General features: G+C 65.8%; 14 protein-coding genes and 1 tRNA gene. 8 read left to right on the forward strand and 7 right to left on the reverse strand.

Going from position 1 to position 13355, the window contains the following annotated elements:
• Positions 1 to 38 precede the first annotated feature (38 nt).
• Positions 39 to 836 (forward strand): enoyl-ACP reductase FabI, encoded by a 798-nt coding sequence (gene fabI, locus HTY51_RS07680; protein ID WP_174252190.1) that lies wholly within the window; start codon positions 39 to 41, stop codon positions 834 to 836.
• Positions 837 to 905: 69 nt separating this feature from the next.
• Here fabI and HTY51_RS07685 read toward each other — a convergent pair whose 3' ends face one another.
• Complete coding sequence (locus HTY51_RS07685) at positions 906 to 3179, reverse strand: arginine/lysine/ornithine decarboxylase (RefSeq protein ID WP_174252191.1); 2274 nt, start codon at positions 3177 to 3179, stop codon at positions 906 to 908.
• A 145-nt stretch (positions 3180 to 3324) separates the two neighbouring features.
• Here HTY51_RS07685 and HTY51_RS07690 point away from each other — a divergent pair, with 145 nt between their 5' ends.
• From HTY51_RS07690 to HTY51_RS07700, 3 genes are all read left to right on the forward strand, one after another.
• The gene (locus HTY51_RS07690) at positions 3325 to 3756 is read left to right on the forward strand and encodes an NfeD family protein (RefSeq protein WP_174252192.1); all 432 of its coding nucleotides are present in this window, start codon (positions 3325 to 3327) and stop codon (positions 3754 to 3756) included.
• Between the two features lie 16 nt (positions 3757 to 3772).
• Positions 3773 to 4684, forward strand: a complete 912-nt coding sequence (locus HTY51_RS07695; protein ID WP_174252193.1) for an SPFH domain-containing protein — start codon at positions 3773 to 3775, stop codon at positions 4682 to 4684.
• Positions 4685 to 4757: 73 nt separating this feature from the next.
• On the forward strand, positions 4758 to 5240 hold the full coding sequence (locus HTY51_RS07700; protein WP_174252194.1) for an acyl-CoA thioesterase: 483 nt from the start codon (positions 4758 to 4760) through the stop codon (positions 5238 to 5240).
• 25 nt (positions 5241 to 5265) lie between these two features.
• Here HTY51_RS07700 and HTY51_RS07705 read toward each other — a convergent pair whose 3' ends face one another.
• The 6 genes from HTY51_RS07705 to HTY51_RS07730 form a co-directional block, all read right to left on the reverse strand.
• The gene (locus HTY51_RS07705; protein ID WP_174252195.1) at positions 5266 to 5736 is read right to left on the reverse strand and encodes a thermonuclease family protein; all 471 of its coding nucleotides are present in this window, start codon (positions 5734 to 5736) and stop codon (positions 5266 to 5268) included.
• A gap of 230 nt (positions 5737 to 5966) precedes the next feature.
• Positions 5967 to 6056: transfer RNA gene (locus tag HTY51_RS07710), tRNA-Ser, on the reverse strand.
• A gap of 109 nt (positions 6057 to 6165) precedes the next feature.
• The gene (locus tag HTY51_RS07715) at positions 6166 to 7341 is read right to left on the reverse strand and encodes a branched-chain amino acid ABC transporter substrate-binding protein (RefSeq protein ID WP_174252196.1); all 1176 of its coding nucleotides are present in this window, start codon (positions 7339 to 7341) and stop codon (positions 6166 to 6168) included.
• Positions 7342 to 7445: 104 nt separating this feature from the next.
• The gene (locus HTY51_RS07720) at positions 7446 to 7748 is read right to left on the reverse strand and encodes a hypothetical protein (RefSeq protein WP_174252197.1); all 303 of its coding nucleotides are present in this window, start codon (positions 7746 to 7748) and stop codon (positions 7446 to 7448) included.
• Complete coding sequence (locus tag HTY51_RS07725; RefSeq protein ID WP_174252198.1) at positions 7748 to 8185, reverse strand: DNA polymerase III subunit chi; 438 nt, start codon at positions 8183 to 8185, stop codon at positions 7748 to 7750. The genes HTY51_RS07720 and HTY51_RS07725 overlap by 1 nt, the downstream gene beginning before the upstream one ends.
• A gap of 20 nt (positions 8186 to 8205) precedes the next feature.
• Complete coding sequence (locus tag HTY51_RS07730) at positions 8206 to 9678, reverse strand: leucyl aminopeptidase (RefSeq protein WP_174252199.1); 1473 nt, start codon at positions 9676 to 9678, stop codon at positions 8206 to 8208.
• A gap of 22 nt (positions 9679 to 9700) precedes the next feature.
• Between HTY51_RS07730 and lptF the strand changes: the two genes are divergently transcribed.
• From lptF to HTY51_RS07750, 4 genes are read left to right on the forward strand one after another with little or no spacing between them, the layout of a single operon-like run.
• On the forward strand, positions 9701 to 10825 hold the full coding sequence (gene lptF / locus HTY51_RS07735) for an LPS export ABC transporter permease LptF (RefSeq protein ID WP_174252200.1): 1125 nt from the start codon (positions 9701 to 9703) through the stop codon (positions 10823 to 10825).
• Positions 10822 to 11928 (forward strand): LPS export ABC transporter permease LptG, encoded by a 1107-nt coding sequence (gene lptG, locus HTY51_RS07740; RefSeq protein WP_174252201.1) that lies wholly within the window; start codon positions 10822 to 10824, stop codon positions 11926 to 11928. The genes lptF and lptG overlap by 4 nt, the downstream gene beginning before the upstream one ends.
• 5 nt (positions 11929 to 11933) lie before the next feature.
• Positions 11934 to 12314, forward strand: coding sequence for a sirohydrochlorin chelatase (locus tag HTY51_RS07745; protein ID WP_174252202.1), 381 nt, complete (start codon positions 11934 to 11936; stop codon positions 12312 to 12314).
• A gap of 38 nt (positions 12315 to 12352) precedes the next feature.
• The gene (locus HTY51_RS07750; protein ID WP_174252203.1) at positions 12353 to 13219 is read left to right on the forward strand and encodes a decaprenyl-phosphate phosphoribosyltransferase; all 867 of its coding nucleotides are present in this window, start codon (positions 12353 to 12355) and stop codon (positions 13217 to 13219) included.
• Positions 13220 to 13355: the final 136 nt, after the last annotated feature.

The following is a 13355-nucleotide window of genomic DNA, read 5'->3' on the forward strand; positions in this document are numbered from 1 at the left end:
ACAGAATTTTTACTTCCCCAGACCTACCGAGAAAAAATATGGGTTTCCTTACCGGCAAGAAATTCCTGATCACCGGCGTTCTGAGCAACCGCTCCATCGCCTACGGCATCGCCAAGGCCTGCCACGACCAGGGGGCCGAACTGGCCTTCAGCTACGTGGGCGAGCGATTCAAGGACCGCATCACCGAGTTCGCCGCCGACTTCGGCTCCAAGCTGATCTTCGACTGTGACGTCGGCGACGACGCCCAGATCGAACAGCTCTTCAAGGACCTGTCGGCCCACTGGCCCCAGTTCGACGGCTTCGTCCACAGCATCGGCTTTGCCCCGCGCGAGGCCATTGCCGGCAACTTCCTGGACGGCCTCTCCCGCGAGAACTTCCGCATCGCCCACGACATCAGCGCCTACAGCTTCCCGGCCATGGCCAAGGCGGCCCTGCCCTACCTGAAGGACAAGTCGGCCCTGCTGACGCTGAGCTACCTGGGGGCCCTGCGCGCCATCCCCAACTACAACACCATGGGCCTGGCCAAGGCCAGCCTGGAAGCCTCGGTGCGTTACCTGGCCGAAGCCGTGGGCAGCCTGCCCGACGGCCGCTGCATCCGCGTCAACGGCATCAGTGCCGGCCCCATCAAGACCCTGGCCGCCAGCGGCATCAAGGATTTCGGCAAGCTGCTCGCCGTGGTGGCCGGCGCCTCGCCGATCCGCCGCAACGTGACCATCGAGGACGTGGGCAATGTCGCCGCCTTCCTGCTGAGTGACCTGGCCAGCGGGATGTCCGCCGAGATCACCTACGTGGACGGCGGCTTCAGCCAGACTGCCGTGGCCATCGTCGAAGCCTGATCCGGCAGCCGTTTCCCGAATGAAAACGCCCCGCATCGCGGGGCGTTTTCATTGGGAGAGAAGAAAGGCTCAGGCCTTGACGCAATCGGCGTAGTAGTGCTTCCTGCCGTCTTCCGCCACCACTTCCACCAGGCCGTGGATGTCGGTCTCGAAACCCGGGCACTGGGCGTTGAACTCGCGGGCGAACTTCAGGTAGTCCACGATCTTCCGGTTGAAGACCTCGCCCGGAATCAGCAGCGGGATGCCAGGCGGGTACGGCGTGACCAGGCCCACCGTGATGCGGCCTTCGAGCTGGTCGATCTCCACCCGCTCGGTCGTGCGGTGCGCGATGTGGGAATAGGCGTCGCTCGGGTTCATGGCCGGCGTCAGGTCGCTCAGGTACATCTCGGTGGTCAGGCGCGCGATGTCGTACTTGGCGTACATCTCGTGGATGAACTGGCACAGGTCGCGCAGGCCCATGCGCTCGTATTTGGGCTGCTTCTTGCAGAACTCCGGCATGACGCGCCACATGGGCTGGTTCTTGTCGTAGTCGTCCTTGAACTGCTGCAGCGCGGTCAGCAGCGTGTTCCAGCGGCCCTTGGTGATGCCGATGGTGAACATGATGAAGAAGCTGTACAGGCCGGTCTTCTCCACCACCACGCCGTGCTCGGCCAGGTACTTGGTCACGATGGAGGCCGGCAGGCCGGTCTTGTCGAACTTGCCGTCCAGGTTCAGGCCGGGCGTGACGATGGTGGACTTGATCGGGTCCAGCATGTTGAAGCCGTCGGCCAGCTGGCCGAAGCCGTGCCACTTGCTGCCGTTCTTGCCCCGGCCGTCACTGCGGATGATCCAGTCCTCGGCCGCGCCCACGCCCTCGTCCACCAGCTTGTCCGGGCCCCAGACCTTGAACCACCAGTCCTGGCCGTACTCCTCGGCCACCTTGCGCATGGCGCGCCGGAAATTCAGCGACTCGGCAATGCTTTCCTCCACCAGCGCGGTGCCACCGGGCGGCTCCATCATGGCGGCGGCCACGTCGCAGCTGGCGATGATGCTGTACTGCGGGCTGGTGCTGGTGTGCATCAGGTAGGCCTCGTTGAAGAGGTGGTGGTCCAGCTTGGTGTTCTCCGAATCCTGCACCAGCACGTGGCTGGCCTGGCTGATGCCGGCCAGCAGCTTGTGGATGGACTGGGTGGCGTAGACCATGGAGTTCTTCGGGCGCCCGCGCTTCTTGCCCATGGCGTGGTAACGCCCGTAGAAGGGGTGGAAGGCGGCGTGCGGCAGCCAGGCCTCGTCGAAATGCAGGTTGTCGACATAACCGTCGAGCAGGCCCTTGATGGTCTCGGTGTTGTAGAGCACGCCGTCGTAGGTGGACTGCGTCAAGGTCAGCACGCGTGGCTTGACCTTCTTGGCATCCACGCCCTTGAGCAGCGGATTGGCCTTGATCTTGGCCTGGATGGTGGCCGGCTCGAACTCGCTCTGCGGGATCGGGCCGATGATGCCGAAGTGGTTGCGCGTGGGCTTGAGGAAGACCGGCACTGCGCCCGTCATGATGATGGCGTGCAGGATGGACTTGTGACAGTTGCGGTCCACCACCACCACGTCACCCGGCGCCACCGTATGGTGCCACACGATCTTGTTGGAGGTGCTGGTGCCGTTGGTGACGAAATAGCAGTGGTCGGCATTGAAGATGCGCGCGGCGTTGCGCTCGCTCTCGCCGATGGCGCCGTCGTGGTCCAGCAGCTGGCCCAGCTCCTCCACCGCGTTGCAGACGTCGGCGCGCAGCATGTTCTCGCCGTAGAACTGGTGGTACATCTGGCCCACCGGGCTCTTGAGGAAGGCCACGCCGCCCGAGTGGCCCGGGCAATGCCAGGAATAGGAGCCGTCCTCCGCGTAGTCCAGCAGGGCCTTGAAAAACGGCGGCTGGATTCCTTCCAGGTAGCTCTTGGCCTCACGAATGATGTGGCGCGCCATGAACTCGGGCGTGTCCTCGTACATGTGGATGAAGCCGTGCAGCTCGCGCAGGATGTCGTTGGGCAGGTGGCGGCTGGTCTTGGTCTCGCCGTAGACGTAGATCGGCACGTCGGCGTTCTTGAAGCGCACTTCCTCGATGAATTTGCGCAGGTTCAGCACCGCCGGGTCCAGGTCCGGGCCGGGCGTGAACTCCTCGTCATCGATCGACAGGATGAAGGCGCTGGCGCGCGACTGCTGCTGGGCGAACTGCGAGAGGTCACCGTAGCTGGTGACACCCAACACCTCGAAGCCCTCGGCCTCGATGGCCTGTGCCATGGCCCGGATGCCCAGGCCCGAGGTGTTCTCGGAGCGGAAGTCTTCGTCAATGATGACAATGGGAAAGCGAAACTTCATGGACGATGGACTCCAGCCGGACTGAGAAAAAGGAAAAACGAGCGCGAAGTGTACGGATTAATTGGCGGCTGACCCGGATCTGTCACTGGATTTGCCGCAGAATGTCGCAATTGAATCACAAGCACCGATAGGAGCAAAGCAAGTCATGGCTGATTCGACCCTCTGGTGGCTGGCTGCCGGCATCCTGGTGGCCGCCGAACTGACCACCGGCACCTTCTACCTGCTCATGCTGGCCGGGGGCCTGGCTGCCGGGGCTGTGGCGGCCCACACCGGGCTGGCGGCCACCCCACAGGTGGTGATCGCCGCGCTGGTGGGCGGTGGCGCCGTTCTGGCCTGGCACTTCTGGCGCCCCCGCGCGGCGGCCAACCAGGAGGCCGGCAGCAACCCGGACGTCAATCTGGACGTTGGTGAAACCGTGCAGGTCGAGTCCTGGCTGCCCGATGGCAGCACCCATATCAAGTACCGCGGCGCCCAGTGGCTGGCCATGCCACGGGATGTCAGCAGCCGTGCCACCGGTGCGCACCGCATCGTCGAGGTGCGCGGCAGCCAGCTGATCCTCGAAAAAATCGCCAACTGAAGCAGGGAGTACCACCATGGAAATCGCCATCCTCGTTTTTGTCATCGCCGTCATCTTTGTCAGCCGCTCGGTCAAGATCGTGCCGCAGCAGAACGCCTGGGTGGTCGAGCGCCTGGGCAAGTACCACGGCGCGCTCACGCCCGGCCTGAACTTCATCTTCCCCTTCATCGACAAGGTTGCCTACAAGCACAGCCTCAAGGAAGTGCCGCTGGACGTGCCCAGCCAGGTCTGCATCACGCGCGACAACACGCAGTTGCAGGTCGACGGCATCTTGTACTTCCAGGTCACCGACCCCATGCGCGCCAGCTACGGCTCGTCCAACTACATCGTGGCCGTCACCCAGCTGGCCCAGACCTCGCTGCGCAGCGTGATCGGCAAGCTCGAGCTGGACAAGACCTTCGAGGAACGCGACATCATCAACGCCCAGGTGGTCCAGGCCATCGACGAGGCCGCGCTGAACTGGGGCGTCAAGGTGCTGCGCTACGAGATCAAGGACCTGACGCCGCCGAAGGAAATCCTGCACGCCATGCAGGCCCAGATCACGGCCGAGCGCGAGAAGCGCGCCCTGATCGCCGCCTCCGAGGGCCGCCGCCAGGAGCAGATCAACATCGCCACCGGTGAACGCGAGGCCTTCATCGCCCGCTCCGAGGGGGAGAAGCAGGCCGCCATCAACAAGGCCCAGGGCGAGGCTGCTTCCATCACCGCCGTGGCCGACGCCACCGCCGGCGCCATCGAGCGCGTGGCCGCGGCCATCCGCCAGCCCGGTGGCGAGCAGGCCGTGCAGCTCAAGGTGGCCGAGAAGGCCGTCGAGGCCTACGGCCAGGTGGCCTCCGACGCCACCACCACCCTCATCGTGCCCGGCAATATGAGCGAAGTCTCGGCGCTCATCGCTTCGGCCATGACCCTGGTGCGCCAGACCAGAAGCTGATCCTGGCGCTGCGCCAGGCCGACGGGAAGCCGGGTGACCGGCTTCCCGCAGCGATACCCCTCACCTGACCTCCATGGACCTGCCTTCCAACCAACTGAGCATGACGGTGCTCATGACACCGGACACCGCCAATTTTTCAGGCAAGGTGCACGGCGGCACCATCCTCAAGCTGCTCGACCAGGCGGCCTATGCCTGTGCCAGCCGGTATGCCGGGCGTTATGTGGTCACCCTGAGTGTCGACCAGGTGATGTTCCGTCTACCCATCCAGGTCGGGGAGCTGGTCACGTTCATGGCCAGCGTCAACCACACCGGGACCTCCTCGATGGAAATCGGCATCAAGGTGATCGCCGAGGAGATCCGCAGCAAGGTGGTGCGGCACGTCAACAGCTGCTTCTTCACCATGATCGCCGTCGACGACGACGGCAAACCGACCGCCGTGCCGCCCTGGCAGCCGGTGAGCGCCGAAGAGCGGCGACGTCATGCGGCAGCCGAAATGCGCCGCGCCATGCGGCGGGAAATGGAACAGAAGTTTGCGGCCATCCGCCACGCCGGCTGAGCGCTGACGCCGCCACGGCCCACGCTCAGGGTCGTGCGTTTTTACGGTAGGCCCAGGGCGCCAGGGGATGGTCGTCGCGCCACAGTCCCAGCCGGCCGGCACGCGCCTGCTGCTCGGCCTGCGCATAAAGGGCCCGGTCCTGGACCGACTGCTCCCGCTCATACGCCTTGTAGTGCCAGGCCAGGCCCAGGCGCAGCAATTCCAGATTGATGTCCTGGCCGTCCAGCATCACCTTGCCAATTTCGCGGCCATAGCGGTCTTTTTTGCCCAGTTCGATCTGCACCACCCGGTTGAAGACCAGATCGGCCAGGGACTGCCGGGAGCGCTGCCCATAGGCCTGGCGTTTTTCCGGCGCATCGATGCCCGCCAGCCGGATCTTGTGCTGCACCTTGTGCTCATCCAGCGCCGTCAGTGTGTCGCCATCGGCAATGGCCACGACACGGCCTGTCAGGGTGCTGGCAGCGACGGAAAGGGCCAGGCAGACGAGCAGGAGCACCGCGAGGGCACGAACCCTGCGGAAACTGTTTTCTGCGCGCAACGGCAGGGCCGATGCGTCCCAACTTACTCTTGTTTCCAGCACTTCTCACCAACGACGGTACTTCCCGCCTTCACCGGGCGGGATTGCTCGAAATTCGTCTGACGCGAATTTCTCGGGGCTACGCCCCCGCGCTACGCGCGTCCGAATCCGCAAAAAATAAAACCCCGCCGAGGCGGGGTTTTCTTTTCTGGCGGAGAGGGCGGGATTCGAACCCGCGGTGAGTTTTACCCCACGCACGCTTTCCAGGCGTGTGACTTAAACCGCTCATCCACCTCTCCGAAGCCCGCTATTGTAGCCGAGCCTGGGGCCGCCTCGCAGCGACCGGGACCGAAACGGGCAAAGAAAAAGCGCCCGCAGGCGCTTTTTCAGGGGAGCCTGGCAGGCTGATCAGCGGATCACGGCCAACTGCTCGCGCTTGCCACCCTTGTAGGTGAACAGGGTCAGCGCGCCGTTCTTGATGTCGCCCTTCTCGTCGAAGGCGATCGGGCCGGTCACGCCCTTGTAGTCGGCGGTGGCAGCCAGCACGGGCAGGTACTTGGCCGGATCGGACGAGTTGGCCTTGACCATCGCGGCCACCATGACCTTGGTGGCGTCGTAGACGTAGGGCGAGTAGAGCTGTACATCGACGTTGAACTTGGCCTTGAAGTCGGCGCGGAACTTGTCCATGCCGGCCTTGCCCTCGCCCTCGACACCGCCGGCTTCGGCGCAGAACACCTGCTCGCTGCCGATGGCGTCGCCCGCCAGCTTGAGCAGCTCGGCCGTGCAGATGCCGTCACCGCCCATGAACTTGGCCGTGATGCCCAGGGACTTCATCTGCTTGAGCATGGGGCCGCCCACGGCGTCCATGCCACCGAAGAAGACCACATCCGGTTTCTTGCCCTTGATGCTGGTCAGGATGGCGTTGAAGTCGGTGGCCTTGTCGGTGGTGAATTCCTTGGCCACGATCTTGGCACCGGCGGCCTCGGCGGCCTTGGTGAACTCCTCGGCCACGCCCTGGCCGTAGGCCGTGCGGTCGTCGATCACGGCCACGTTCTTGGCCTTGAGCGTACCCACGGCGTACTTGCCCAGGGTGCTGCCCAGGTGCACGTCATCGGCCACCACGCGGAAGGTCGTCTTGTAGCCCTGGCGGGTGTACTTGGGGTTGGTGGCGGAAGGGGAAATCTGCGGGATGCCGGCGTCGCTGTAGATCTTGGAGGCCGGGATGGTGGTGCCCGAGTTCAGGTGGCCGATCACGCCGACCACCTTGGCATCGGCCAGCTTCTGCGCCACGGCCGTGCCCTGCTTGGGATCGGCACCGTCGTCCTCGGCCATCAGTTCCAGCTTGACCTGCTTGCCGTCGATGGTGACACCGGCGGCGTTGAGCTCGTCGATGGCCATGCGCGCGCCGTATTCATTGTCCTTGCCCAGGTGGGCAATGGCGCCGCTGACCGGGCCCACGTGGCCGATCTTCACGACAGGCATCGAGGCAGCGCCCGAGGCGGCCTCCTCCTTCTTGCCGCAGGCCACCAGCAGGGCTGCGGCGGCAACGACGAGCAGTACACGATTCACTTGATTCACGGACATGGCGAACTCCATTATTGAAACAGGCAGGTGAAAAAAACTGACGAACGCAAGACTACCTCAAATTCTGCAGCCCGCACGCTTATCCCCATTCGGGCGATGGCGACTCAGCCGGCCCGGCGCACCGGTGGCCCGGTCTCGGCGGCCACGGCCTGAGTCACCGCCTTGCGCACGGCGTTGTCCACGCGCTGGCGGATGCGCGGGGCCAGCTCTTTCATCTGCTCCTGCAAGGCGTCGGCCACCACCTTCTGCACCTGGGCGTCCAGGGTCTGCTCCAGGCGCTGCAACACGCGCTGGACCAGCGCCTCCTCCAACTCGCCCGGGGCGCCCGGCGCGGCAGGCGCCGGCACGTCCACCACCTCGGTCAGGGTGGGCAGGGTGCGCAACAGCTTCTTGGAGAGCGCGGCCATCAGCTGGCTCCCTTCAGGTTCAGGTCGTGGCGCACGATGGTGTAACCGAGCTCGGTGTACTGTTTCCAGCGCCCGCGCGCCAGCTGCCGGTCCTCGTCGTCCAGGCTGACCACCTCGATCACCCGTTGGTAGCGATCAAAGCCGGCCGGCAACTGCGTGCCCAGGTTGAGCAGCACCTGGCGGTGCGGCTGGTCCTGCGCCGGCGTCTCGGTCAGCACCACGGGCGAGGCCGCCAGCGCGCCGGGCTCGGCGGGCTGGCGCACATGGGCCACAAAATCGGTCTGGGAAAAAGTCCACAGCAGGGTGTCGAGCCGGGCCAGCGCATCGGCCGGCGCCGTGACCACCACCTTGGAGCCGGCCGCCACCGCCTTGCGCAGCAGGCGGCAGGCGTAGGCCAGCTTGTCCGGCGCGTTGAAATGAAAGGCCACTTCGGTCATGCTGCTGCGCGCCCTGTCTCTCAGGCCTTGCGGCGGGTAGCCTTGGCAGGCGCCTGCTGGGCCAGCAGGAATTCCAGCAGCAGGCCCACGGGGCGGCCGGTCGAGCCCTTGGCCGCGCCGCTCCTCCAGGCGGTACCGGCGATGTCCAGGTGCGCCCAGGGGAACTTGGCCGTGAAACGCTGCAGGAACTTGGCCGCCGTGATGGCGCCACCGGCGCGGCCGGCCACATTGCCCACATCGGCAAAGTTGCTCTTCAGCCCTTCGGCATAGTCATCGTCCAGCGGCATGCGCCAGGCCAGGTCCTGCGCGGCCTCGCCGGCCTGCAAGAGCTTTTGTGCCAGCTCGTCGCTGGGACTGAACAGGCCGCTGCGCACCGCGCCCAGGGCGATCACACAGGCGCCGGTCAGGGTGGCGATGTCCACCACGGCCTGCGGCTGGTAGCGCTCGGCATACGTCAGCGCGTCGCACAGGATCAGGCGGCCTTCGGCGTCGGTGTTGAGGATCTCGATGGTCTGGCCGCTCATGCTGGTCACCACGTCGCCGGGCTTGATGGCCCGCCCGTCGGGCATGTTCTCGCAGCTCGGGATCAGGCCCACCACGTTGAGGGCCGGCTTGAGTTCGCCCAGGGCACGGAACACCCCCAGCACGCTGGCCGCACCGCCCATGTCGAACTTCATCTCGTCCATCTCGGCCGCCGGCTTGATGGAGATGCCGCCGGTGTCGAAGGAGATGCCCTTGCCCACCAGCACGGTGGGGGCCTGGGCCGCCGGTGCGCCCTTGTACTGCAGCACGATGAAACGCAGCGGCTGCTCCGAACCCTGGGCCACGGCCATGAAAGCGCCCATCCTGAGCTTGGCCACCTCGCGCGGGCCCAGCACCTGGCAGCTGATCTTCGGCAACTTCGCCAGCGCCCGCGCCGCCTGGGCCAGGTCGGTGGGCGTGGCGTGGTTGGCAGGGCGGTTGGCCCATTCCTTGGCCAGCTCGATGCCAGCCACGGCTGCAGCTGCCCGCTCAAACTCGGCCTTGGCCTCGGCCGCCTTGGGCAGGCCCAGGGTCACGCGCACCAGGCTGCGGGCCTCGGCCTTGGACTTGGTGGTGGTGTAGACATAGCTGTTGTCGGCCACGGTCTGCACGGCCGCCCGGACGGCACCGGCCGGCGGCGCCAGCGTGAAACCCAGCACCAGCCGCTTCACCACCGGGGTACCGGTGCGCAAGGCGCCCAACGCCGCGTTCACGGCCAGTCTGACCTGGCGTGGTGATCCGTCGCCGGCGCCCACCAGCAGCAGGCGGGGCGCCTTGGCCTGGGCCGGGCGGTACAGGGCCAGCAGCTTGCCGGCCTTGCTGTCCAGGTCACCGGCCTTGAGGGCCTGGCCGATCAGGGCCGACAGGGGGTCCCGGCCCGGCTTGAAACCGGCAGGAACGAGGAGGATGAGGGCATCGCAGACCTGCACGGAAGCGGCCGCGAGGTCCAGGGACTTGAGTTCGAAGTTCATAATGGCGTTTTCCTGACGAGCAATGTTATTCGATTCCTCCATCCGCAAGGAGCTGGCGCGCAGTTTTGGCGCCACGCTCATCGTCCTGGTCACGGTGGTCATGACCATGACGCTGATCCGCACGCTGGGCCTGGCCTCGCGCGGCAGCTTCAATCCCTCGGACGTGATGCTCGTGATGGGCTACAACGTGCTGAGCTTCCTGCCCAACCTCATGAACCTGGGCCTGTTCATCGCCGTGGTCATGACGCTCTCGCGCCTGTACGCCGACAGCGAGATGGTGATCTGGTTCTCCAGCCGCGTCGGACTGGGCAGCCTGTTGCGGCCGCTGCTGCGTTTTGCCTGGCCCGTGCTGATGGCCATTGCCGTGCTGGCCCTGTTCGTGCGCCCCTGGGCCAAGGACCAGATCGATGACATGCGGGCCCGCTATGAACGCCGGGGCGACCTGGAACGCGTGCAGCCCGGCCAGTTCCAGGAATCGGCCGACGGCAGCCGCGTCTTCTTCGCCGAAAAAAGCGACATCGATGAACTGCGGGCCAGCAATGTCTTCGTCTCCACCTCCGACAAGGACAAGAAGACCGTGATCTCGGCGCGTAGCGGTCACACCGAAATCATCAACGGCGACCGCTTCCTCATCCTGCAGCGCGGCCAGCGCCTGGAAAGCCAGACCGGCGAGGCCGGTGTCAAGGTCAGCGAGTTCGATCGCTTCACCATGCTCGTGGCGCGCGACCCCCTGATCCGCGCCGCTGCCGATGTGGCCGACAAACGCCCCACGCTGGTCCTGATCGCCCAGCCCACCCCGGAAAACCTGGGGGAACTCACCATGCGCATCGGTTACGCCCTGGCCTCGCTCAACCTCATCGTGCTGGCCCTGGCGGCCACCCGCATCAACCCGCGGGTCAGCCGCACGGGCAACCTGCTGTTCTCGCTGCTGCTGTTCCAGATCTACCTGAACCTGCTGATCCTGGGCCAGAACTGGATCTCGCGCGGCCAGGTCAGTTTCTTCGCGTTCAACCTGCTGCTGCATGGCGGCATGCTGGGGGCCGGCCTGCTCTGGCTGGCCAAGCGCCACCACAACTGGACCTGGTGGCCGCTGTCCGCCATGACTGGCCGGCGCCGCCCCGCCACCGCAGGGGGCAAGCCCGCATGAGGACCATCCGCCGCCTGATCCACAGCGAAGTCTTCGCCGCCGTGGTCTTCGTGACCCTGGCCTTCCTGGCGCTGTTCGCCTTCTTCGACTTCGTCGACCAGCTCTCGGCCATCGGCCGGCCCAACATGCCGGGTTACCAGGTCCCGCAGGCTGCGCTCTACGTGCTGCTGCTGGTGCCCAGCCACCTGTACGAACTGCTGCCCATCACCGTGCTGATCGGCACCATCTACGTGATGACCCGGCTGGCCCAGAGCTCGGAGTTCACCATCCTGCGCACCAGCGGCCTGGGGCCCTGGCGTGCGCTGCGCATGCTGCTGAGTGCCGGTTTCACCTTCGCGCTTCTGACCTTCGTGATCGGCGACTACCTCACGCCCTGGGCCGACCGCACGGCCCAGCTGCTCAAGGCGCGTTACCAGGGCAACCTCACGGTCGGCCAGACCGGTGCCTGGCTGCGCGAGCGCGAGGCCTACGCCCAGTACGGTGTCAACGTCGGCTCGCTGGCGCCGGACGGCTCCATGCGCAACGTACGCATCTTCGAGTTCGACAACCAGAGCGCCCTGGTCTCCATGACCCAGGCGCCGGTGGCGCGTTTCACGATAGACGAGGCCTGGCTGCTCGAGAACGCCGAACGCACCGAATTCAATGCCCCCGGTGCCGCCCTCAGCCGTGTCGAACGCATCAAGCTGCCGCTGTTCCGCTGGCCCACCGGCATCTCGGCCGAGATGATCTCGGCCGCCGTGCTCAAACCCGACCGCATGAGCGCGGTCGACCTGTTCCAGTACATCCGCCACCTCAAGGCCAACGCGCAGACCGCCGAACGCTACGAGATCGAGTTCTGGAAGAAGGTCTTCTACCCCCTGTCCTGCCTGGTGATGGTCATCATGGCCCTGCCCTTCGCCTACCTGCACTTCCGCAGCGAGGGCATCTCCGTCTACGTCTTCGGCGGCGTGATGGCCGGCATCAGCTTCTTTTTCCTCAACAACATGTTCGGTTACATCGGCGAGCTGCAGCACTGGATCCCCTGGCTCACCGCCGCCGCACCGGGCATGATCTTCATGCTGATCTCACTCACCGCCTTCGGCTGGCTGGTGCTCAGAAGGTGACCCCCATGCAAGTTCCAACGCCCCAGCGCGGTCTCATCCTTTTTGCCCACGGCTCGCGTGATCCGCTGTGGCGCGCCCCCATGGAGGCCGTCGCCGCCCGTGCCGCCGCGCTGGAGCCGCAGGCCCGGGTGGCCTGTGCCTACCTGGAGCTGATGACACCCGACCTGCCCACCTGCGCCGCCACCATGGCCGCGCAGGGCCTGCAGCACATCACCATCGTGCCCATGTTCCTGGGTGTGGGCCGTCATGCGCGTGAAGACCTGCCGCTGATCCTGGCCGAACTCACCCAGAATTACCCGCAGATCCGTTTCGAACTGCGTCCGGCCATCGGCGAAGACGAGCGTGTGGTCGACATGCTGGCGCGCATTGCGCTGTCCCCCACATAAGCCGGCCCCTCCCGACCCTCCAGCGAAACGCCCCTTCCATGAGCACCTCCAAGCTGCCCCCGCTGATCCGACTGATGCGGCCACACCAGTGGCTCAAGAACGTCTTCGTCTTCGCCGGCCTGCTGTTCAGCCAGGCCTGGCACAACGGCCCGCTGGTCGAGCGTGTGCTCTACGCCTTCCTGGCCTTCTGCTGCTTCTCCAGCCTGGTCTACATCCTCAATGACTGGCGCGACCGCGCCGCCGACGCCCAGCACCCGACCAAGCGCCTGCGCCCGCTGGCCAGCGGTGCGGTGAGTCCACGCGAGGCGCTGATCCTCGCCACCGTGCTGCTGCTGGCCGGCCTGGGCCTGGCCTGGGGCAGCCGCGCCCTGCTGCTGATCCTGGCACTCTATGTGGCGCTCAACCTGGCCTACAGCTGGCGCCTCAAGCACGTGCCGGTGGTCGACGTCTCCATCATCGCCAGCGGTTTCATGCTGCGCCTGCTGGCCGGCACCGTGGCCGTGGGCATCCCGCCCTCGCGCTGGCTGCTGCTCACCGGCCTCTTCATCGCCCTCTTCCTGGGTTTCTCCAAGCGCAAGGCCGAGACCTTCCACGAACCGGAACAGCAACGCGCCGTGCTGGAGCATTACCCGCCCGCCCTGCTCGACACCTACATCGCCGCCACCATGACGGCCACCGTCATCACCTACGGCCTGTACGCCACCAGCATCGAAGCCATGCAGCAGCACGGCGAACGCCTGGTCTACACCGTGCCCGTGGTGATCTTCGGCCTGCTGCGTTATGCCTACCAGGTGCACCGCGGCCGCGGCGAGGACGTCTCGCGCGACCTGCTGCGCGACCCCTGGATCCTGGCCGCAGGCATAGCCTGGCTCGGCCTCTTCCTCGCCACGCGGTTCTGGCGTTAGGACCAGGGTCTGCTCACACTGATTTCTCAAGATGCGTTGCGGATCAAAAAAGTCATGCGGTAGGCGCGTGGACGCCGCCGGAGTGATCTCCGGCAAGTCCGCGCAACACCCCGCATGGCTTTTTTGGCCGCAACCC

It is taken from the genome of Rhodoferax sp. BAB1 (assembly GCF_013334205.1).
Lineage (GTDB): Bacteria > Pseudomonadota > Gammaproteobacteria > Burkholderiales > Burkholderiaceae_C > Hylemonella.